The 19672-nt window shown below is 71.0% G+C and carries 19 protein-coding genes; 15 read left to right on the forward strand and 4 right to left on the reverse strand.

Annotated features, from left to right (window positions below; all coding sequences use genetic code 11):
* Window positions 1-59: 59 nt before the first annotated feature.
* Window positions 60-656, forward strand: coding sequence for a hypothetical protein (locus ACZ5J1_RS01220; protein WP_464561785.1), 597 nt, complete (start codon window positions 60-62; stop codon window positions 654-656).
* Between the two features lie 198 nt (window positions 657-854).
* Entirely contained in the window at window positions 855-2189 is a 1335-nt protein-coding gene (locus ACZ5J1_RS01225) for an ABC transporter substrate-binding protein (protein ID WP_464561786.1), read from the forward strand.
* 92 nt (window positions 2190-2281) lie between these two features.
* Here ACZ5J1_RS01225 and ACZ5J1_RS01230 read toward each other — a convergent pair whose 3' ends face one another.
* Together ACZ5J1_RS01230 and ACZ5J1_RS01235 are read right to left on the reverse strand one after the other, a co-directional pair.
* Complete coding sequence (locus tag ACZ5J1_RS01230; RefSeq protein WP_464561788.1) at window positions 2282-3535, reverse strand: HRDC domain-containing protein; 1254 nt, start codon at window positions 3533-3535, stop codon at window positions 2282-2284.
* On the reverse strand, window positions 3532-4125 hold the full coding sequence (locus tag ACZ5J1_RS01235) for a DUF3000 domain-containing protein (protein WP_464561790.1): 594 nt from the start codon (window positions 4123-4125) through the stop codon (window positions 3532-3534). Before ACZ5J1_RS01235 ends, ACZ5J1_RS01230 begins: the two co-directional genes overlap by 4 nt.
* An 88-nt stretch (window positions 4126-4213) precedes the next feature.
* Between ACZ5J1_RS01235 and hemE the strand changes: the two genes are divergently transcribed.
* The 9 genes from hemE to ACZ5J1_RS01280 all read left to right on the forward strand — a co-directional run bounded on the left by hemE (window position 4214) and on the right by ACZ5J1_RS01280 (window position 12963).
* On the forward strand, window positions 4214-5278 hold the full coding sequence (gene hemE, locus ACZ5J1_RS01240) for a uroporphyrinogen decarboxylase (protein WP_464564663.1): 1065 nt from the start codon (window positions 4214-4216) through the stop codon (window positions 5276-5278).
* Window positions 5279-5397: 119 nt separating this feature from the next.
* Entirely contained in the window at window positions 5398-6432 is a 1035-nt protein-coding gene (locus tag ACZ5J1_RS01245) for an ABC transporter substrate-binding protein (protein ID WP_464561792.1), read from the forward strand.
* Entirely contained in the window at window positions 6432-7280 is an 849-nt protein-coding gene (locus tag ACZ5J1_RS01250; protein WP_464561794.1) for an ABC transporter ATP-binding protein, read from the forward strand. Before ACZ5J1_RS01245 ends, ACZ5J1_RS01250 begins: the two co-directional genes overlap by 1 nt.
* Window positions 7273-8121: an ABC transporter permease gene (locus tag ACZ5J1_RS01255; protein ID WP_464561795.1), complete on the forward strand. Its 849-nt coding sequence runs from the start codon at window positions 7273-7275 to the stop codon at window positions 8119-8121. Before ACZ5J1_RS01250 ends, ACZ5J1_RS01255 begins: the two co-directional genes overlap by 8 nt.
* A gap of 25 nt (window positions 8122-8146) precedes the next feature.
* On the forward strand, window positions 8147-9508 hold the full coding sequence (locus ACZ5J1_RS01260) for an LLM class flavin-dependent oxidoreductase (protein ID WP_464561797.1): 1362 nt from the start codon (window positions 8147-8149) through the stop codon (window positions 9506-9508).
* Between the two features lie 86 nt (window positions 9509-9594).
* The gene (locus ACZ5J1_RS01265) at window positions 9595-10845 is read left to right on the forward strand and encodes an SfnB family sulfur acquisition oxidoreductase (protein ID WP_464564665.1); all 1251 of its coding nucleotides are present in this window, start codon (window positions 9595-9597) and stop codon (window positions 10843-10845) included.
* A complete protein-coding gene (locus ACZ5J1_RS01270) occupies window positions 10845-11987 on the forward strand; it encodes an LLM class flavin-dependent oxidoreductase (protein WP_464561799.1) in 1143 nt (380 codons plus the stop codon). The genes ACZ5J1_RS01265 and ACZ5J1_RS01270 overlap by 1 nt, the downstream gene beginning before the upstream one ends.
* A complete protein-coding gene (locus ACZ5J1_RS01275) occupies window positions 11984-12484 on the forward strand; it encodes a flavin reductase family protein (RefSeq protein ID WP_464561800.1) in 501 nt (166 codons plus the stop codon). Before ACZ5J1_RS01270 ends, ACZ5J1_RS01275 begins: the two co-directional genes overlap by 4 nt.
* A 59-nt stretch (window positions 12485-12543) precedes the next feature.
* The gene (locus ACZ5J1_RS01280) at window positions 12544-12963 is read left to right on the forward strand and encodes a hypothetical protein (protein WP_464561802.1); all 420 of its coding nucleotides are present in this window, start codon (window positions 12544-12546) and stop codon (window positions 12961-12963) included.
* Here ACZ5J1_RS01280 and ACZ5J1_RS01285 read toward each other — a convergent pair.
* The gene (locus ACZ5J1_RS01285; RefSeq protein ID WP_464561804.1) at window positions 12893-13717 is read right to left on the reverse strand and encodes a sulfurtransferase; all 825 of its coding nucleotides are present in this window, start codon (window positions 13715-13717) and stop codon (window positions 12893-12895) included. The genes ACZ5J1_RS01280 and ACZ5J1_RS01285 overlap by 71 nt on opposite strands.
* A 50-nt stretch (window positions 13718-13767) precedes the next feature.
* Between ACZ5J1_RS01285 and ACZ5J1_RS01290 the strand changes: the two genes are divergently transcribed.
* Window positions 13768-15228 (forward strand): protoporphyrinogen/coproporphyrinogen oxidase, encoded by a 1461-nt coding sequence (locus ACZ5J1_RS01290; RefSeq protein ID WP_464561806.1) that lies wholly within the window; start codon window positions 13768-13770, stop codon window positions 15226-15228.
* 393 nt (window positions 15229-15621) lie between these two features.
* The gene (locus ACZ5J1_RS01295) at window positions 15622-16290 is read left to right on the forward strand and encodes a hypothetical protein (protein WP_464561807.1); all 669 of its coding nucleotides are present in this window, start codon (window positions 15622-15624) and stop codon (window positions 16288-16290) included.
* Here the strand turns inward: ACZ5J1_RS01295 and ACZ5J1_RS01300 are convergent.
* On the reverse strand, window positions 16287-16982 hold the full coding sequence (locus ACZ5J1_RS01300; RefSeq protein WP_464561810.1) for a Pr6Pr family membrane protein: 696 nt from the start codon (window positions 16980-16982) through the stop codon (window positions 16287-16289). The genes ACZ5J1_RS01295 and ACZ5J1_RS01300 overlap by 4 nt on opposite strands.
* A gap of 58 nt (window positions 16983-17040) precedes the next feature.
* Here ACZ5J1_RS01300 and hemQ point away from each other — a divergent pair, with 58 nt between their 5' ends.
* The gene (gene hemQ, locus ACZ5J1_RS01305) at window positions 17041-17784 is read left to right on the forward strand and encodes a hydrogen peroxide-dependent heme synthase (protein ID WP_464561811.1); all 744 of its coding nucleotides are present in this window, start codon (window positions 17041-17043) and stop codon (window positions 17782-17784) included.
* Window positions 17785-17854: 70 nt separating this feature from the next.
* Window positions 17855-19672: a S8 family serine peptidase gene (locus ACZ5J1_RS01310; protein WP_464561812.1), complete on the forward strand. Its 1818-nt coding sequence runs from the start codon at window positions 17855-17857 to the stop codon at window positions 19670-19672.

A 19672-nucleotide genomic window follows, 5' to 3' on the forward strand; every position in this document is an offset into this window, starting at 1 on the left:
ATGCGGCACTGACCTTTCGGGTGACACTGCCGTCACACGCGGCGAGTAATCTCGACACGGTGAGCCGCATCCACCACAAGCCGATGCAGCCGGGCGACCGGTACTTCGACGAGATCGAGTCCGGGACCGACCCGGCGATGATCCGGGAGGCCGGTGACCTCGCCGCGACGCTGCTGGTCCGCGGCGCTCGTGAGGCCAAGGATCCGGCGGTGGCTGAGCGGCTGCTCCACCTGGCCGACGACGAGGGCATCGAGACCGTGGCCGAGGTCTGGTCCGGTGCCCCGGCCGACACCCTGGCCGGCTGCCTGTGGCGGCTGTTCGTGCTGCGGCAGTGGGTCTACCAGTCGCCGGTCGAGGCCGCGCACGAGTTCTCCGCCGGACGCAACGCCCACGTCGGGCAGGTCGCGCAGGTCGTCGCCGGAGTCGCGGACCCGCCCGGGCCGGACCAGCTGCGCGCCATGATCGACGAGGTGCTGCGCGGCATCGCGGGCCTCGGGGGCACCGACTTCGCCGACGTACTCTTCCGGGCCTCGGCCTTCGCCCGGATCGTCGCCACCGGCCGAGCCCACCTCGACCGCGACCCGCGGGCCATGCTCCAGCTGGCCGAGCAGCTCGAAGAGGCCGGTCATCGCGAGTTGGATCACCCCCTGGTCTGAGGGGTTAAACTGGGCGACGCACGTCGGGCCGTGGCAGCCCCGGGTCCCAAAATCAGCCGCCTAGAGCGGCCTTGCGCCGTGAGGCGCTCCCGGTCCGGCGTGCACTACTTATTTGCCGAGTCCCGAGTTTTGGTGGGTCGAGTCCCGGGTTCTGGTCGCTCAGGCGCTGCTCAGGCCATCTCGGTAGAGTCACCCCTCGTGTGGAAGCAGGTAGCGGCGCTCGCCGGGGTCTTCGTTCTGGCGGCGTGCGGCTCGGGCGGTCCTTCCGACGGTTCCACCAGCTCCCCGAGCGCGAAGCCGTCCCCCTCGAAGCCGGTCAACGACCCGGCCAAGCTCACCCTCGGCGTGTGGGGGAGCACCACCCAGATCGGGGCCTGGCAGCAGTCCGTGGAGGACTACAACGCCGGCACCGACCTCGCTGACGTCACCCTGCGCTCCTGGCCCAGCTCCGCAGCCATGCACGCCGCGCTCACCGCTCCGGGAGCGGCCGTCCCGGACGTGTTCCTGATCAACCGGGCCGACCTCGACACCGTCGAGCAGGCCCACCAGGTCGAGCCGGTCGACACCTATCTCGACGCTCGCAACGTCGACATCGGCGACGAGTACTCCCGCGACGCGCTCGAGGCGTTCAGCCAGGACCACCACCTGCAGTGCATGCCGTACACGGTCTCGCCGAGCGTCGTGTACTACAACACCGACCTGGTCGACTTCCCGCGGATGCTGCAGCAGGGCCTCGACGTCCCGGACGTCGTCGCCTCGAAGTCCTGGAGCTGGGAGCAGTTCCAGGTCGCGGCCGAGTGGGCCGAGGCCCAGGGCGGGGAGGCCAAGCCGTTCGCGATCAGCCCGACGCTCGGCGGGATCGCGCCGTTCCTGCTCGCCGCCGGCGGCACGCTGGCCGAGCCCGACGAGTCCTCGCTGGCGTTCTCGGAGGACAACTCGCTGGAGGCGCTCAACGCGGTCCTGCCGGTGCTGGCCAACCCGAAGATCACCACGCAGGCCAGTCAGGCCCGCCAGATCGCGCTGTTCGCGCAGGGCAAGCTGGCGATGATGGTCGGCGACCGCTCCATCACCCCGACGCTACGCGCGGCCACGAACCTGCGCTGGGACGTGCTCCCGATCCCGAAGATCGACACCGTCGCCACCACCGGTGACTACACCGCGCTGTGCCTTTCGGCCGACTCGAAGCGGATCGAGAACGCCGCCGACCTGCTCGTCGGGCTCTCCTCCGAGGCCGGCGTGACGCCGCTGGTGCAGACCGGCACCGTGGTGCCGGTCAACCAGCAGGTCGCGCTCTCGCCGACCTTCCTGCAGCCGGAGTCGTCGCCGCTGCACGCGCTGGTCTTCCCGACCGCGGTGCGGACGATGGAGATGTTCCCGTTCGACGACGACTGGACGAAGGTCGCCGTCGCGGTCGCCCCGTCGGTCAAGGAGCTCTTCCTGCCCGGCCAGCTGCCGGTGACGATCGAGCAGATCGCTCAGAAGATCGACGCCGCGTCGGTCACGGTCGTCGGGCCGCAGACCCCCGCACCCTGAGTGGTGAGCAGGCAGAAGTTTTCACCGCCGGTGAAAGGTTCTGCCTGCTCAGCGGGCCGCAGCTGAAAACTTCTGCCTGCTCACCGTGAGGGTCAGGCGTCGGCGTCGATGATCGCGTGCGCCAGCAGGGGGGCGGTCAGCGCGATCTGCCAGCCGCGGGCGCCGTACGACGCCAGCAGGCCCGTGACCTCGTCGAGCAGGTCGCCGGGCTCCCGGGTCTTCGGAGGCGTCCACAGCACGCGCCGCATCGTGTCCGGGGTGAGCAGGTTCTCGACCGGGATCGAGTGCTCCTCGGCCAGGACGGCCATGTCGTCGCGGGCCAGCGCCAGCCGGTTCGCCGCGCGCTGGTCGCGGTCGCCCCACGCCCGCGCGGCCGGGGGACCGTCGGTCCGCGGTGCCCGACCGGGCAGCTCGGACTCCGGCAGCTCGACGGCACGCTGGATCGCGGCCAGCCAGTCCTTGGCGTAGCGCGCAGCGCCGCGCCCGTGGAAGCCCTTCAGCCCGAGCAGCGCGCCCCGGTCCGACGGCAGCGCCGTGGCGGCGACCACGATCGCGGAGTCGGGCAGGATCCGCCCGGGAGTGCCGTCCTGCTCGGCGGCGAGCGCGTCGCGGGCGGTCCACAGCTCGCGTACGGCCGCGAGGTGATGCCCGCGCAGCTTCTGTGAGCCGGTGACCCGGCGCCAGGGATCCACCTTGACCGCCGGCACGAAGGAACGCAGCGCGTCGAACTCCTGACGCGCCCACTCCGCCTTGCCTGCGGCCTTCAGCTCCTCGATCAGCGCGGCCCGCAGCTCGATCAGCACCTCGACGTCGAGGGCGGCGTAGTCCAGCCACGCCTCCGGCAGCGGCCGGGTCGACCAGTCGGCGGCCGAGTGCTCCTTGAGCATCCCGAAGCCGAGCACCCGCTCGACCAGCGCACCCAGGCCCACCCGCGGGTAGCCCAGCAGCCGGCCGGCGAGCTCGGTGTCGAACAGCGCAGCGGGGTAGAGGCCGAGCTCGTTGAGGCACGGCAGGTCCTGGGTGGCCGCGTGCAGGATCCACTCGGTGCCGTCCAGGGCGTCGATCAGCGGCTGCATCGTCGACAGCCCGATCGGGTCGATCATCCAGCTGCCCGAACCCTCGCGGCGGAGCTGGATCAGGTAGGCGCGGTTGGAGTAGCGGTAGCCCGAGGCGCGCTCGGCGTCGATCCCCACCGGACCGGTCCCGGCTGCCAGGGCGGCGGCGGCCTCGACCAGGCCCTCGTCGGTGTCGATCAGCGGGGGGAGCCCGTCGCGCAGCGTCAGCAGCGGCGCGGGCTCAGGGGTCTCCTCATCCACCTCGAGGGAACCGTCGTTCTGGGAACTCATGAGCCTCGCTGACCGCGTCGACTGGGCAGGATCGCCACCCCGTCAGGGACCGGCGGCAACCCCGCCGCCGTACAGAGCAACTCGCCCCACGCTTCCACATGCGGGCGGAGATCAAGGATTCCGGAGGCGTCGGCGACGGGGGTCCAGGAGGCGCGGATCTCGATCTGCGCGCTCGCGTCCTCCTCCTCCATCGAGCCGAAGTTCTCGGTGGCGACCCGGGTCACGGTGCCCGAGATGGCCGCGTACGGCGCCTCGTGCATCTCCAGCGCCTCGGTCAGCCAGGTCCAGCTCACGCCGCCCAGCAGGCCGTCGGTGATCATCTCGGGGTCGATGTCGGCGCGCGCGTAGAGCACGCAGCGGAACGTGCCGCCGGCCCACGCGTCGTTGCCCTCGGGGTCGTGCAGCAGGATCAGCCGGCCGGTCCCGGACTCGATGTCGTCCACGGTCACGTCGGCCGACAGGGCCGAGGCGTAGGGGGCGATCCGTTGCGGCGCGGGCATCTCCTCGCACGAGATCTCGGGTCGGAGCACGGCCGCCCTCATCCCCGCGACGGCGGCCTCGAACTCGCGAGGCTGCGCTTCCTTCCGCATGACCACCCTCGCAGCGTAGGCCTCGGGGGTCCTCGGAATGTGTACCCACGCCGGATCGGGTGGGACGATCGGCCCTGTGAGCACCACGATGTCCGCCTCCGCGACCAGCCGTGATCTGTCCCAGAGCCCGTTCCTCCAGGCTGCCCGGGGTGAGACCCCGTCGCACACGCCGGTCTGGTTCATGCGGCAGGCGGGGCGGTCGCTGCCGGAGTACCTGAAGGTCCGTGAGGGCGTCCAGATGCTCGACGCCTGCATGAACGCCGAGCTGATCACCGAGATCACGCTGCAGCCCGTGCGGCGCTACGGCGTCGACGCGGCGATCTTCTTCTCCGACATCGTGCTGCCGCTCAAGGCCGCCGGTCTCGACATCGACATCAAGCCGGGCGTCGGCCCGGTCGTCGCCTCTCCGGTGCGCACGCTCGCCGACGTCGAAGCGATCCCCACGCTGACTGCTGAGGACCTGCCGTTCATCACCGACGCGATCCGGTCGCTGACCGCCGAGCTGGGCTCGATGGGGGAGCAGGGCACGCCGCTGATCGGTTTCGCCGGTGCCCCGTTCACCGTGGCGTCGTACCTCGTCGAGGGCGGCCCGTCCAAGGAGTACGCCAAGACGAAGGCGCTGATGTTCGGTGCTCCCGAGATCTGGTCAGCGCTGATGGAGAAGATCGCCGACATGTCCGCGACCTTCCTCGAGGTCCAGGTCGCCGCCGGCGCCAGCGCGGTGCAGCTGTTCGACTCGTGGGCCGGTGCGGTCCACCCCGACGACTACGCGCGGTACGTCGCCCCGTACTCGGCGAACGTGCTGGCCCGGGCCGGTGAGCTCGGGGTGCCGCGGATCCACTTCGGGGTGAACAGCGCCAGCCTGCTGCCGCAGATGGCCGCCGCCGGGGCCGACGTGCTCGGTGTCGACTGGCGCACGCCGCTGGAGCACGGCATCGCTGCCGCCGGACCGGACCGCGGCGTCCAGGGCAACCTCGACCCGGCGCTGGTGTTCGCGCCGACCGAGGTGATGACCGCCCGCGCTGCCCAGATCATCGAGGCCGGCAAGGCGGCCAAGGGCCACATCTTCAACCTCGGCCACGGGGTCATCCCCTCGACGAACCCCGATCAGCTCAAGGCGCTGACCGACTTCGTGCACGAGTACCCGCGCTGAGCCGTCTCACCTTTTAGAACCTACATCTCATGATGCGGACGGCTCTTTGAACTAAAAGTCTAGTAACTTTATGGTCTTACTCGTTAACTCAATCCACGATGACGACCTGGAGTTCCGCCATGGCCCGCACCACGATCCGCATCCGCACTGCTGCCCTCGCCCTCGCCGCCCTGGCGCCCCTGAGCGCACTGAGCGCGTGCGGGGAGGCCTCCCAGGCGAGCAGTGACGGCATCACCACCATCCGCTACCAGAGCGGCGCCGGTAGCGTCGATCCGGTTCAGCTGGCCGACGCGCTCGGCTACTTCACCCATCTCAAGCTCGACAAGGTCGGCGACGTCACGGGCGGCCCGGCCAGCCTGCAGGCACTGGCCTCGAAGCAGATCGACATCGGCGCGAGCGCGTTCTTCGGGGCGATCGCCCAGACGGTCGCGTCGGGCGTCCCGATCAAGGCGGTCGTGCCGACCTACGGGTCCAACGACAAGGTCAGCCAGGCCGTCGTCACGCTGGACGGCTCGAAGCTGACCAGCGCGAAGGACCTGATCGGCAAGAAGGTCGCGGTCAACACCCTCGGCGCCAACGCCGAAGCGATCCTCGACACCTGGTTCGCCCAGGAGGGCCTGACCGCCGACGAGATCAAGAAGGTCACCCTCGTCGCGCTGCCGCCGCTCAACACCGTGCAGGCGCTCAAGGAGGGGCAGGTCGACGCGGCCTACCTCAGCATCGGCGCGATCACCGCCGCCCAGCAGTCGGTCAAGCTCGCCACCTTGGTCCGCGACACCGACGTCGTCGGCCCGTACTCCGGCGGCGGGCTCACTCTGCGCGAGGAGTTCATCGACGACAATCCGGAGGCCGCCAAGGAGCTCGTCACGGGGGTCGCCAAGGCGGTGAACTTCATCGAGACCCACGACAAGCAGGAGGTCTTCGACGTCCTGTTCCCCTGGCTCGAGAAGCACGGGTACGCCGAGTACGAAGCGGCGATCGAGACCAACTTCCCCGGCTCGCTCGGTGTCCCGTCGGCCACCCCGTCGATCAGCGACAAGGACATCTCGATCTGGCTCGACTGGCTCAAGAGCCGGGACATCCCCGGGGTCGACGACCTGGAGCCGGGCGAGGTCTACACCAACGAGTTCAACCCGTACGCGGGAGATGCCTGATGAGCGCCACGATCACGCTGACAGACGTGCGCCAGACGTTCTGGGTCCGCGGGAACGATGACCGACAGCTGCGCGAGTTCGTCGCACTGGAGGAGCTCAACCTCGCCGTCGAGGCGGGCGAGTTCCTCACCGTGGTCGGCCCCTCGGGCTGCGGCAAGTCCACGGTGCTCGACCTGATCGCCGGCCTCGCCTCGCCGAGCTCGGGCACCGTCGCCGCCGGCGGCACGGAGGTCACCGGCCCCGGCCTGGACCGCAGTGTCGTCTTCCAGCAGTACACGCTGTTGCCCTGGCGCACCGCGCAGGGCAACATCGAGCTGGCGCTGGAGGCTGCGAAGTACCCCCGTCAGCAGCGCCGTGAGCGGGCCCGCGAGTACCTCGACCTGGTGGGGCTCACCGAGTTCGCCGGTCGCTACCCGCACGAGCTCTCCGGTGGCATGCGGCAACGCGTCGCCATCGCCCGCTCGCTGGCGTACGAGCCGCAGGTCCTGCTGATGGATGAACCTTTCGGCGCCCTCGACGCCCAGACCCGCGAGCGACTCCAGGAGGAGCTCCTCGCCATCTGGCGTCGCACGGGCACCACGATCGTCTTCATCACCCACGACATCGACGAGGCCGTCTTCCTCGGTCAACGCGTCGCGGTCATGACATCGCGCCCCGGCCGGATCAGCGAGGTCATCGACATCGACCTCGACCGTACGGCGGCGGGGGACCGCGACCTGCGCAGCTCGACCGAGTTCGCCGAGTACCGCCACCGGATCTGGACGCTGCTGCGCTCGCCGGCGGAGGACCGCTCCGTCGCCGTACAGAAGGAAGCCGTGCAGAAGGAAGAGGTGTATTCCGTTGCCTGACTCCGTGGTCCTCGAACGCACCGCTGCCCGACCCAACCCGCGGCAGGAGGAGTCGGCCAAGGCGAAGGGTGTCCCGAACCCGCGACGCCGTCGGGCCGTCACCCTTGCCCGCGGGATCGCCGGTATCGTCGTCTTCGCTCTGGTCTGGGAGCTGGCACCGACCCTGCACCTGGTCGACGACTACTTCATCCCGCCGCTGCACGTCGTGGGCCAGGCGTGGTGGGACTACGCCCGGTCGGGACTGCTCGCCAGTGACGCCAAAGCCAGCCTCGGCCGCTCGGCGATCGGATTCTCGCTGGCCGTCGTGGCGGCAATCCCTCTCGGGGCTGCGATCGCCTGGTACCGCCCGGTGCGGGAGTTCTTCACGCCGCTGCTCGAGCTGTTCCGCAACACCGCGGCGCTGGCGATCCTGCCGGTCTTCACCCTGATCCTCGGGATCGGGGAGACCTCCAAGGTCGCGATCGTCTTCTACGCGTGCTTCTTCCCGATCCTGCTGGCCACGGTCAGCGGTGTCGCGACCGTCGACACGCAGCTGCTGCGCTCGGCCCGGGTGCTCGGCCTGTCGCCGGCGGCGACGTTCCGAAAGGTCGTGTTCCCTGCCGCCGTCCCGACGATCTTCACCGGTGTGCGGATCAGCGGTGCGGCTGCCGTCCTGGTCCTGATCGCCGCCGAGATGATCGGCGCCAACGCGGGCCTGGGCTACCGGATCAACTACGCCCAGTTCAACTTCCTCATCCCGACGATGTACGCCGCCATCCTCACCACCTCGGTGATCGGCGTCGCCGTCAACTACGGACTCATCGCCCTGGAGCGCCGCTTCTCGCGCTGGCGCCCGGTCTGACCCACCCTCGAACAGGAGAACTCCCATGTCTCAGTCCACCCCCGCCCGTCAGCTCGTCCTCAACGCCTTCCTGCACGACACCGGCCACCACGAGGCCTCGTGGCGCCATCCCGACAGCCATCCCGAACGCGTGACCGAGATCGACTTCGTGGTCGACCTGGCCCAGCGGGCTGAGGCGGCCAAGCTCGACGCCGTCTTCTTCGCGGACTCGCCCGGCATGTGGTCGGCGTCGGCGCACCGCCCGGTCGCACACCTCGAACCGATCACCCGGCTGTCCGCGATCGCGGCTCGCACGGAGCGGATCGGTCTGATCGCCACGGCCTCGACGACGTTCTACGAGCCGTACAACCTGGCTCGCCTGTTCAGCTCGCTCGACGTCCTCTCGGGCGGACGCGCCGGGTGGAACATCGTCACCACCCAGTCCGACGCGGTCGCGCGGAACTTCAGCCTGAGCCAGATCCCGGCACCGGAGGAGCGTTACGCCCGCGCCCAGGAGTTCCTCGACGTCGTGACCAAGCTGTGGGACAGCTGGGAGGACGATGCCGTCCTGTCCGACAAGGAGTCCGGGGTCTACTTCGACACCGCCAAGGTGCACGCGATCAACCACGTCGGGCGGTACTTCCAGGTCGAGGGGGCGCTCGCCTCCCCGCGCAGCCCTCAGGGTCGACCGGTCTACATCCAGGCGGGTTCCTCCAACGAGGGGCGCAGCTTCGCGGCCCGCAACGCCGAGGCGATCTTCACCGCCCACCAGACCCTCGGGGACGCGCGGGCCTTCTACGACGACATCAAGGCCCGAGCCGTGCGCTTCGGCCGGTCGCCCGACACGGTCAAGGTGCTGCCTGGGATCAGCCCGTTCATCGCCGACACGGAGGCCGAGGCCCGCGAGCTCCAGGCCGAGGTGAACGCGCTCACCGTTCCCGCCTACGGGCTGGCCCAGCTCGAGGGGATCACTGGTGTCTCGCTGGGTCACCTCGAGCTCGACGAGCGGGTCCCGGTCGAGCTCTTCGCCGGCGCCGGCCACGTGCTCGACAACAACCGCAGCCGACTCCAGGTCGTGGCCAACATCGTGGAGCGGGATCGGCCGACGCTGCGCGAGCTGCTCCACCGGCTCGCCGGCGGGCGTGGCCACAACGTCGTGGCCGGCACCCCGACGCAGGTCGCCGACGTGATCGCCTCCTGGTTCACCGAGGGCGCCGCAGACGGGTTCAACGTGATGCCGCCGCTCTACCCGTCGCTGCTCGACGCGTTCACCTCCGGCGTCGTGCCGCTGCTCCAGGAGCGGGGACTGTTCCGGTCGGAGTACGCCGGCAGCACCCTGCGCGAGCACTACGGGCTCGATCGCCCGGACTCGCTCTACGCCACCGCTGGGGTAGCGACCACGGCGTGAGTTAAAGTCAAGAAACAGACTCAACAATCTATAGAACCGCGGAGGGTGATCGAGATGCGGAACTTCAGGACGAACAGGTGTCGGCGATGACCGCGCTGGCCGCACGGCCCGAGGCCGCTGCCCCGCCGGAGCAGCGCGTGCCGGTGCTGAGTGCGGAGCAGGCGTTGGCCGAGGCGGCCCGGCTGGCGGGCGAGTTCGCCGCCGGCGCCGCCCTACGCGACCGGGAGCGGATCCTGCCGCACGACCAGATCAACCAGCTCGCGGCGTCGGGTCTGCTCGCGATCACCGTGCCGGCGCGGTTTGGGGGAGCGGACCTGCCGTTTTCCGTGGTGGCCGAGGTGATCCGTCGCATCAGCCAGGCCGATCCCAACATCGGCCAGCTGCCGCACTCGCACTTCGTCTACGTCAACCAGCTCCGTCTGCAGGGCACGCTCGAGCAGCAGGAGCGGATCTTCGCCGAGGTGCTCGCTGGCAAGAAGATCGGCAACGCCCAGTCCGAGGTCGGCACCAAGCACATCCGTGAGTACCGCGCGACGCTCTCCCCGGTCGGCGAGGGTCAGGAGCTGCACTGGCACCTCAACGGCACGAAGTTCTACTGCACCGGCGCGCTCTTCGCCGACTGGATCCCGGTGCTCTCCCACCTCGGCATCGACGGCCCGATGCACGTCGCCTGGGTCAACAGCGAGGCCGCTGGGGTCGAGCTGGTCGACGACTGGGACGCCGTGGGACAGCGCACGACCGCGTCCGGCACGGCGATCTTCACCGAGGTCGAGGTCACGGCCGAGTGGATCACCAACTACGCCGACGCGTTCACCGGCCCGACGACGTACGGCGCCTATGCGCAGCTGCTGCACGCCGCGATCGACGTCGGGATCGCCCGTGCGGCGCTCGACGACGCCGCTGCGTTCGTGACCACGAAGTCGCGGCCCTACCCCGACGCGGTCGCGATCTACGACGTCACGCGCGCCGCTGAGGACCCGCTGACGGTGAAGGCGTTCGGGGAGATGGAGCTCGCCGTCCGGTCCACCGAGGCGCTGCTGGCCGAGGCCGGTCGCGCCGTCGACGCCGCCAACGCCTCGCTCTCCGAGGAGACCGCCTCGGCCGCGACGCTCGCCGTCGCCGCCGCGCGCGCCTCCTCGACGCAGGTCTCCGTCGAGGTGTCGTCCCGGTTGTTCGAGGTCGCCGGCACCCGCGCCGCGTTGACCGCCGAGGGCCTCGACCGGCACTGGCGCAACGCCCGCACCCACACGCTGCACGACCCCGCCGCCTGGAAGCTGCAGCACCTCGGCCGCTGGGCCGTCGAAGGTCTGCTCCCGCCCCGCCACGGACAGCTCTGATGTCCGCCCTCACCTTCCATTGGTTCATCCCCACCAATGGCGGAGACGGCCGCCAGGTCGTCGGCGGTGGGCACGGTGTCAGCGTCGCATCCTCCGGCCGCGCTGCCACCGTGCCCTACCTCGGGCAGATCGCCCGCTCGGCCGAACAGCTCGGCTTCGAGGGCGCCCTGATCCCGACCGGCAACTGGTGCGAGGACGCCTGGGTGACCTCGGCGATGCTGGCCGCGGTCTCGGAGCGGCTGAAGTTCCTGGTCGCCCTGCGACCCGACGCGGTCTCGCCCTACGCGTCAGCCCAGATGGCGGCGACCTACACCAACCTGACCGGCGGCCGGCTGATGCTCAACGTCGTCACCGGCGGCGAGGACCACGACCAGCGGATGTACGGCGACTTCCTGTCCAAGGACGAGCGCTACGCCCGCTGCGACGAGTTCCTCACCATCGTCCGGGCGCTGTGGAGCGGGCAGACCGTCGACTACGCCGGCACCTATCTTTCGGTCGAGGACTCGACCCTGCAGCTGCTGCCACGCGAGGTCCCGGAGATCTACTTCGGCGGCTCCTCGCCGGCCGGGATCGAGGTCGCCGCGAAGCATGCCGACGTCTACCTCACCTGGGGCGAACCGCCGGCAGCCGTCGCGGAGAAGATCGACCGCGTCCGCACCGCCGCGGCGACGTACGGCCGGGAGCTGCGGTTCGGGATCCGGCTGCACACCATCGCCCGCGAGACCGCGGACGCCGCCTGGACCGAGGCGGCGCGGCTGATCGACGGGATCGACGAGGCCGAGATCGCCCGGGTGCAGGAGGGCCTGCGCAAGAGCGGGTCCGAGGGGCAGCGCCGGATGCTCGACCTCAACGGCGGGTCCAAGGACAACCTCGAGATCTACCCCAACCTGTGGGCCGGCGTCGGGCTGGTGCGCGGCGGCGCGGGCACGGCGATGGTCGGCTCGTACGCGGAGATCGCCGACCTGATCGAGGCCTACGCCGCGGTCGGGATCAGCGAGTTCGTGCTGTCGGGCTACCCGCACCTCGAGGAGTCCTACTGGTTCGGCGAGGGCGTGCTGCCCGAGCTCGAGCGCCGCGGCCGCTGGACCGCCCCCCTGGCTTCGCCCTCCTTCCGTACGACGTCTCCGGTGGTGTCCTCATGACAGCTTCCTTCCCGACCAACCAGGATCTCGACCCGGCGCGGTTGCGCACGGCGTTCGGGATCTTCCCCTCCGGCGTCGTGGCCGTGGCCGCCGTCGTGGACGGGGAACCGGTCGGGCTGGCGGCGTCGTCGTTCCGCTCCGAGAGCCTGGACCCGCCGCTGGTCTCGTTCTCGATCGCCGCGACCTCGAAGACCTGGCCGGACCTGCGGCGGGCGGGGCGGCTGGGCGTGACCGTGCTCGCGGCCCACCACGGAGCCGTGGCGCGCCAGCTCGCCGGCGAGCCCGAGACGCGCTTCGACGGCGTGGCCGTGTCGTCCTCGTCCGCCGGTGCTTTGGTGATCGATGACGGTGTCGCGCACTTCGACACCGCGATCTACCGCGAGGTCGAGGCCGGGGACCACATCATCGTGCTGCTCGAGATCAAGGCCGTCGCCCATCCCGAGGTCGGCTCACCGCTGGTGTTCCACCGCAGCGGCTTCGCCTCCCTCGCCGGCTGAGTGGTGAACAGGGGGAAAGTAACGTCGAGCACGCGGTGAACCGGGGGAGGATGGCCCTCATGCGGATCACCCCCCGATTCGTCGCCGAGGCGACGTACGTCCTCGTCGTCTCAGGCGTGGCGGCCCGAGGGTTCGCGACCGAGTCGACGGAGTGGATCCTGGCGGGGTTCGCCTTGGCGCTGCCGATGGGCCTCGCGGCGCTCCCCGGGTACTACCTGGTCTACGGGTTCCTCGCGCTGCTGCCCGGGGCCAACCCCGACACCGCGAGCGGGACCTGCATCGGCAGTGGGACCGAAGAGACCTGCTTCATCGACGGCCCCGCGTCCTGGTTCGAGCTGACCACCGACATCGTCGGAGTGCTCGCGGTGGCGACCGCCGCCGTGACCAACGTCGCCCTGCTGCGTCTGATCACGCGGTCTCGACGGGCAGGTCGTGCTGGCTCCACTGGCTCCATGACCCCGGGTACAGCGCCGCGCTGACCCCGGCCAGCTCGAGCGCGACGATCTCGTGCGCCGCGGTCACCCCTGAGCCGCAGTACGTCGCCACGCGGGCGCCGTCGGTGGCGCCGACCGCCTCGAACCGGGCCCGCAGCTCGTCGACCGGCTTGAAGAATCCGTCGGAGGTGAGGTTCTCCCCGGTCGGTGCGCTGACCGCACCCGGGATGTGGCCGGCCTTCGGGTCGATGGGCTCGACCTCGCCGCGGTAGCGCTCACCGGCCCGGGCGTCGAGCAGCACCCCGTCGAAGGCCGCGACGTCTGCGAACTGAAGCACCGGCAGCTGATCCCCGACGAGGGTGACGTCTCCGGGAGCCGGGGAGACGTCGTCGGTGGCCAGCTCCAGCCCGGCCGCCCGCCACGCCCCGAGCGCCCCGTCGAGCAGCCGCACGTCGGACAGGCCCGCCCAGCGCAGCAGCCACCACGCCCGCGCCGAGGCCGTGTTCCCGCTGTCGTCGTACACGACGACGGAGCTGTCGGAGGAGATCCCCCAGCGTCGCGCCGCCTCCTGCAACGCCTCCACTGAGGGGAGCGGGTGGCGGCCGTCGGTGGGTTCGCCGTGGCTGGCCAGCTCCCGGTCGAGGGAGACGAAGACCGCGCCCGGGATGTGGCCCGTCAGGTACTCGCCGTGTCCCGGAGGCCCTCCGAGCAGCCAGCGCACGTCCAGCACCACCGGCGGAGTGGGGGAGTCGAGGGCGGAAGCCAGCTCGGCGGCGGTGACGAGGACGGAGGTGCTCATGGGGCCAGCCTTCCAGGTTTCGACCCAGGGGCGGGTGGCAGGATGGCGCGGTGGGTGCTTCCAAGCGGGTCGTCGTCATCGGGGCCGGGGTCGCGGGGCTGACCGCCGCCCGGGACCTCGTCGCCGCCGGCCACCAGGTGCTGGTGCTCGAGGCCGGCGACCGGATCGGAGGCAAGCTCCGCGCCGGCACGGTCGCCGGGGTCACCGTCGACGTCGGCGCCGAAGCGATGCTGCACCGTCGCCCCGAAGGCACCGCGCTGGCCACCGAGCTCGGCCTGCCGATCGTCCACCCGACCGCGGCCACGTCGACGATCTGGACCCGCGGCGCCCTGCGTCCGATGCCGCGCTCGCTGATGGGCGTCCCGATGGATCTGGCTCAGCTGCAGGCCTCCGGGGTCCTCTCGGTCTCCGGGATCACCGCGGTCGAGCACGAGATCGTCCAGCAGCTGAACGAGGACGCTGACGTCTCCGTCGGCGAGTTCATCGACGCCCGGCTCGGCCCCGAGGTCACCGACCGTCTCGTCGAGCCCCTGCTCGGCGGCGTGTACGCCGGCCGCGCCCGTGAGCTCTCGCTGCGCGCCACCGTCCCGCAGCTGGCCGCCCTGGCCGGTCGCGGCTCGCTGCTCTCGCAGGCGGCTGCGATCCCGGTCTCCACCGAGCCGGTCTTCGCCGGGGTCCGGGGAGGGATGTGGCAGCTCCCCGCCGCGCTGGCCGACGGACTCGACGTCCGCACGGGGATCACCGTGACCAGCCTCCGCCGCACCGACACCGACTTCGTCCTCGAGATCGCCGGCCCCGGGGTCCCCGACCGCGCCGCCGGCGCCTGGGAGGCGGCCCTGCACAGTGCTGCCGGTGCCAGCGTCTCGGTCGCGGAGAACACCCTGGCCGGCGGCGCCGACCAGCTCCGGGCTGCCGGGGTGGTGATCGCGACCCCGGCACCGGCTGCCGCGCGACTGCTCGACACCGTGGCGCCCGTCGCTGCCGCCGAGCTCGCGGGCATCGAGACCGCGAACATGGCCGTGGTGACGTTCGCGTTCCGGACCGCCGACGTCCCCCGCCTGGACGGCTCCACGTCCGGCTTCCTGGTGCCGCCGGTCGACGGCCGCAAGATCAAGGCGGCCACGTTCTCGTTCGCCAAGTGGGACTGGGTCCGCGAGGCCGGACGTGCCGCGGAGGGCGGAGACCTGACCATCCTGCGCACCTCCGTGGGCCGCCACCGCGAGACAGCCCTCGACCGCTCCGACGAGGAGCTGATCACCGACTCCCTGGCCGACCTCGCCGAGGCCGCCGGGATCACGGCGTTCCCCGTCGACGCGGCCGTGCAGCGCTGGACCGAGGGCCTGCCGCAGTACGCCGTCGGCCACCTCGACCGGGTGACTCGCATCCGTGAGGCCGTGGCGCAGGTCCCGAGGTTGGCCATCGCCGGGGCGACGTACGACGGCGTGGGGATTCCCGCCGTGATCGCCAGCGCCCATCGCGCAGCCGCCGACCTGGCCGCACCGCTCCGTTAGCTCCCACTGATGGGCCCGCCAAGTGGCCCCAAAAGTGCCCAGCTAGCGTCCCCAGGCGGGGTTTTGGTGCCACTTGTTCACCGCCGGTCGGCGTCCGAGCCCGTGGGTGGAGGTCTAATCGGCAGCGTGGACGGATGGAACCCACCCCCGACCACCCCGCCTACGGCGTCCGCCTCGACCCCACCCTGCCGAGCGAGCGTGGCCTCGACCAGGTGATGGGCTGGGGTCCCGTGCTCGGACCGAGCGCGATCTTCACCGGGCTGACTGCCGCCCGATTCCACGGACTCTGGCTCCCGTCGCTCCCTGACGACCTGCCCCTGTTCGTGGCCCAGGACTGCAAGACCCGGCGCTCGCGGCGCCCCCAGTTCCACGTCGTCCGGCACCCCCGCACACGTGCAGGTCCGAGGCATCGGCATCGCGTCGGTCCCCGAGGCACTGCTGGCCACCGCGTCCGTCCTCGGCCTCCTCGATCAGGTCGTGCTGATCGACAGCGCACTGCACCAGCAGCTCTGCACCCGCGCCGAGCTGGACGAGATCTGCAGCCGTCCGCGCCGAGGGGTGCGACCCTTCCGTGCAGCGCTCGCCCTTGCAGACGGCCGCTCCGAGTCGGCCTGGGAGACGATGCTCCGGGTGTTGCACGTCGCGTGCGGGATCCCCGTCACGCCGCAGGTCGTGCTGCGGGACAACTCCGGGCGCTTCGTCGCCCGCGTGGACCTGGTGGTCGACGAGACGGGGGACCCCCAGGAGTACGACGGCGCTGGGCACCGCACAGCCGCGGAGCTGCGCAAGGACCTCGCCCGCGATCGGGGGTTGGCCGATCTGGGACGGCCGAGAAGAGCCTGGACCGCGCCGGACCTGCTCTTTCGGCCCGCGGACATCCTGGCTCCGATCGCGGCACGCCTCGGGCGGCTGATCAGTGTCGCCCCGTGGCTCGCCCTGCTGGCGGACAGCCTCTACACCGACTCAGGGCGAGAAGCCTTCGAGCGACGCCTGGGCCGGTCCCTCAAGTGGCCCCAAAAGTCGCCCGATGACGCCGAGGACTCCGGTTTTGGGGCCACTTAGGTGGTCGGACCGCGGCGCGAGGCCCAGATCAGCAGCGCGGCCATCCCGGCGAACGCGGCGGAGATCAGCACAACCCAGCCGGCCACGGCGAGGTAGCCGCCGTTGTGGGGATCGAGGAACGGGTACGGGTACCAGAAGGACTCACCGTTGATCTGGTCGACCGTGTGCGGGCCGCGGATCAACGTGTACGCGGCCCACGCGATCGGGAACGCCAGGATCGTCCAGATCTTCTTCCACGCGATCGGTGTGCGCCCGGGCGCGAGCAGCCAGTCCAGCACCACCACGATCGGGGCGACCACGTGCAGGATCTCGTTGGGCCAGTCGGCAATGTCCGCCTGCGGTCCGGTGGGCTCGATGCCGCGGAGCAGGAGGTTGTAGACGACGCCGGTGATGCCCATGTAGACCGCTACCGAGATCCGCACCAGGTTCCAGCGGGGCAGCTGGGGATTCCCTCCGCACAGCAGCACGACGGCCCCGACCGCCAGCACGACCGCCGAGGCCAGGTTGGACAGGATCGTGAAGTAGGAGAAGAAGTTCACCCAGAGCGTCGTCAGGTCGTCGTACCCCTCCCGCGCCCAGAGGTCTCGGGAGGCGTCCAGCGTCACCCAGATCGCCGCCAGGATCGCGACCGGCGCCGCGATCCGCAGTCCGATCCAGACCGGCCGAGACCGAATCACGTTCCCTGCGCTCATCTCCACCCTCGCTGTCCCCGGTGCTGTCGGATGCTGGTGCCACAGCCATAATGGCGCAATGACCGAGACGCCGGGCGCCGACGACCCGCAGGCCCACATCAAGTCCAACGCAGCCCGGATCAACGAGCTCAACGAGACCCAGCGCTACACGATGTGGTCGGTCTTCTCCCTCACCCGCACCCTCGGTTCCAACGAGGTCGTCCGCAAGGGTGAGGCCGCCGAGCTCGAGGCGTTCCTCGCCGAGCAGGCGGAGCGCGGGGTCGTGCTCCGCGGCCTGTACGACGTCGCCGGACTGCGCGCGGACGCCGACCTGATGGTCTGGTGGCACGCCGAGGAGATCGGCACGCTGCAGGCGGCCTACCACGCCCTGCGCCGCACCGCCTTCGGAAGCCGCCTCACCCCGGTCTGGTCCCAGGCGGCGCTGCACCGCCCGGCCGAGTTCAACCGCTCGCACCTGCCGGCCTTCCTCGCCGACGAGCGCGCCCACGACTACGTCGCGGTCTACCCCTTCGTCCGCTCCTACGAGTGGTACCTGCTCGAGGAGTCCGAGCGCCGCCGTCTGCTCGCCGAGCACGGCCAGATGGGCCGCGGCTACCCCGACGTCCGCGCCAACACGGTGCAGTCGTTCGCGCTCGGCGACTACGAGTGGATCCTCGCGTTCGAGGCCGACGACCTCGGCCGGATCGTCGACCTGATGCGCCACCTGCGTGCCTCGGAGACCCGTCGCCACGTGCGCGAAGAGGTGCCGTTCTACACCGGCCGCCGGATCACCGTCGCGGAGCTGCTCAAACAGCTTCCGTGACCCCCGCCGGGGGTGTGTCGTTGCTCACTCCGGAGGAGCACAGCGGGGTGCTCCACGGAGGAGGCACGCCTTGTCAGCTCTCGTCGTACGTCGTCTCGCCAGTGCAGCAGCACTGACGCTGGTCGCTTCGGGAGGGCTCGCCGCCGCTCCCGCCCTCACGCCTGCGGCCTCGGCCGCACCGACGTCGGCCGCACCGACGTCGGCCACACGGGCGGCAGCCGCGGTGCCGACCGGCCCCCTCCAGCGCTACATCGTCCAGCTGAGCCCGAGCCGCGACGTGGTGCCGAGCCTGGCCCGCACCCTGGTCGCGCCGTTCGGCGGCCAGGTGCTGACCACCTTCGACACCGTCCTCAACGGGTTCTCCGTGGTGCTGCCCAGCAGCGCCGCAGCCCTGGTGCGGGCACTGCCCGGTGTGACCAGCGTGCGCCAGGACGTCGACGTCCGCGCGACCGACGTCGAGCCCGGGGCGACGTACGGGATCGACCGGATCGACCAGCGGGCGCTGCCGCTCAGCGGGTCCTACTCCTACCCGTCGAGCGCCGGCCAGAACAGCAACCTCTACGTGATCGACACCGGGATCAACCCGAACCACAGCGAGTTCACCGGTCGGGTCGGCGTGAGCCGCAACTTCGTCGCCGGCGGCCTGCTCGGCATCGGCACCCCCGACCCCGCCGCCTGGACGGACTGCAACGGGCACGGCACCCACGTCTCCAGCACCGCGGCCGGCACCGTCTGGGGCGTCGCCAAGAAGGCGACCATCCACGCGATCCGGGTGCTCAACTGCCAGGGGTCGGGCAGCGGCACCGCCATCATCGCGGGGATGGACTGGGTCGCCCAGAACCACGGCCCCAACGCGGTGGCGAACATGTCGCTCGGCAGCACCGCGGTCTCCGCGGACATCGATGCCGCTGCGGCCCGGCTGGTCAGCTCCGGCGTCGCCCTCGCGGTCGCGGCCGGGAACGACAACAAGAACGCCTGCACCACCTCGCCCGCGGCCGCGCCGTCGGTGCTCACCGTCGGGGCGACCACGAAGACCGACGCCCGGGCCTCGTTCTCCAACTTCGGCACCTGCGTCGACCTGTTCGCTCCCGGCGACACGATCACCGCGGCGAGCTATAGCACCACCTCGGGCTCGACCACCATGAGCGGCACCTCGATGGCCTCCCCGCACGTCGCCGGCGTGCTCGCCCTCGTGCGGACGGCGCAGCCCGGGCTCAGTGCGGCCGCGGCCCAGCAGCTGGTCGCCGACGGTGCCACCCCCGGTGTGGTCACCGACCCGGGCAGCGGATCGCCCAACAAGCTCCTCTACAACGGGGTCGCGACGTCCGACCCGAACGTCGACAGCGCCCCGACAGCCGCGTTCACGGTGGCCTGCACCGGTCTGGCCTGTTCCTTCAACGCCTCCGGGTCGAGCGACGACCGCGGGATCGCCAGCTATGCCTGGAGCTTCGGTGACGGTGCCACCGCGACCGGGGTGACGGCGAACCGCACCTACGCCGCCGGCACCTACACCGTGCGACTGACGGTCACCGACACCGCCGGCCAGACCGGGACCACGACGACCAGCGTGACCGTGGCCAGCACCCCGTGCAGCACCTGCACCCGCTACGACGGCACTCTCGCCGCGGGAGCCACCGCGACCCCGGCCGGCAGCTTCACCGGCAGCGGGGTCCTCAAGGGCTTCCTGCGCGGACCGGCGGGCGCCAACTTCGACCTCGCACTGCAGAAGCAGTCCTGCGTCCTGGTGCTCTGCTCGTGGTCGACGGTGGCGTCGAGCACGTCGAGCGGATCGGCCGAGGACGTCAGCTACACCGCAGCCAGCGGCACCTACCGCTGGGTGGTCACCGCTGTCGCCGGCTCCGGCGCCTACTCGTTCTGGAAGTCCTGA

Source organism: Nocardioides sp. JCM 18999 (assembly GCF_055391175.1).

Coding starts and splice junctions, on each gene's coding strand:
- ACZ5J1_RS01245 (WP_464561792.1), top strand. CDS start 5,398: ATGGCCCGCACCACGATCCGCATCCGCACTGCTGCCCTCGCCCTCGCC.
- ACZ5J1_RS01235 (WP_464561790.1), bottom strand. CDS start 4,125: ATGCGGAAGGAAGCGCAGCCTCGCGAGTTCGAGGCCGCCGTCGCGGGG.
- ACZ5J1_RS01300 (WP_464561810.1), bottom strand. CDS start 16,982: ATGAGCGCAGGGAACGTGATTCGGTCTCGGCCGGTCTGGATCGGACTG.
- ACZ5J1_RS01265 (WP_464564665.1), top strand. CDS start 9,595: ATGACCGCGCTGGCCGCACGGCCCGAGGCCGCTGCCCCGCCGGAGCAG.
- ACZ5J1_RS01270 (WP_464561799.1), top strand. CDS start 10,845: ATGTCCGCCCTCACCTTCCATTGGTTCATCCCCACCAATGGCGGAGAC.
- ACZ5J1_RS01275 (WP_464561800.1), top strand. CDS start 11,984: ATGACAGCTTCCTTCCCGACCAACCAGGATCTCGACCCGGCGCGGTTG.
- hemQ (WP_464561811.1), top strand. CDS start 17,041: ATGACCGAGACGCCGGGCGCCGACGACCCGCAGGCCCACATCAAGTCC.
- hemE (WP_464564663.1), top strand. CDS start 4,214: ATGTCCGCCTCCGCGACCAGCCGTGATCTGTCCCAGAGCCCGTTCCTC.
- ACZ5J1_RS01260 (WP_464561797.1), top strand. CDS start 8,147: ATGTCTCAGTCCACCCCCGCCCGTCAGCTCGTCCTCAACGCCTTCCTG.
- ACZ5J1_RS01230 (WP_464561788.1), bottom strand. CDS start 3,535: ATGAGTTCCCAGAACGACGGTTCCCTCGAGGTGGATGAGGAGACCCCT.
- ACZ5J1_RS01280 (WP_464561802.1), top strand. CDS start 12,544: ATGCGGATCACCCCCCGATTCGTCGCCGAGGCGACGTACGTCCTCGTC.
- ACZ5J1_RS01285 (WP_464561804.1), bottom strand. CDS start 13,717: ATGAGCACCTCCGTCCTCGTCACCGCCGCCGAGCTGGCTTCCGCCCTC.
- ACZ5J1_RS01250 (WP_464561794.1), top strand. CDS start 6,432: ATGAGCGCCACGATCACGCTGACAGACGTGCGCCAGACGTTCTGGGTC.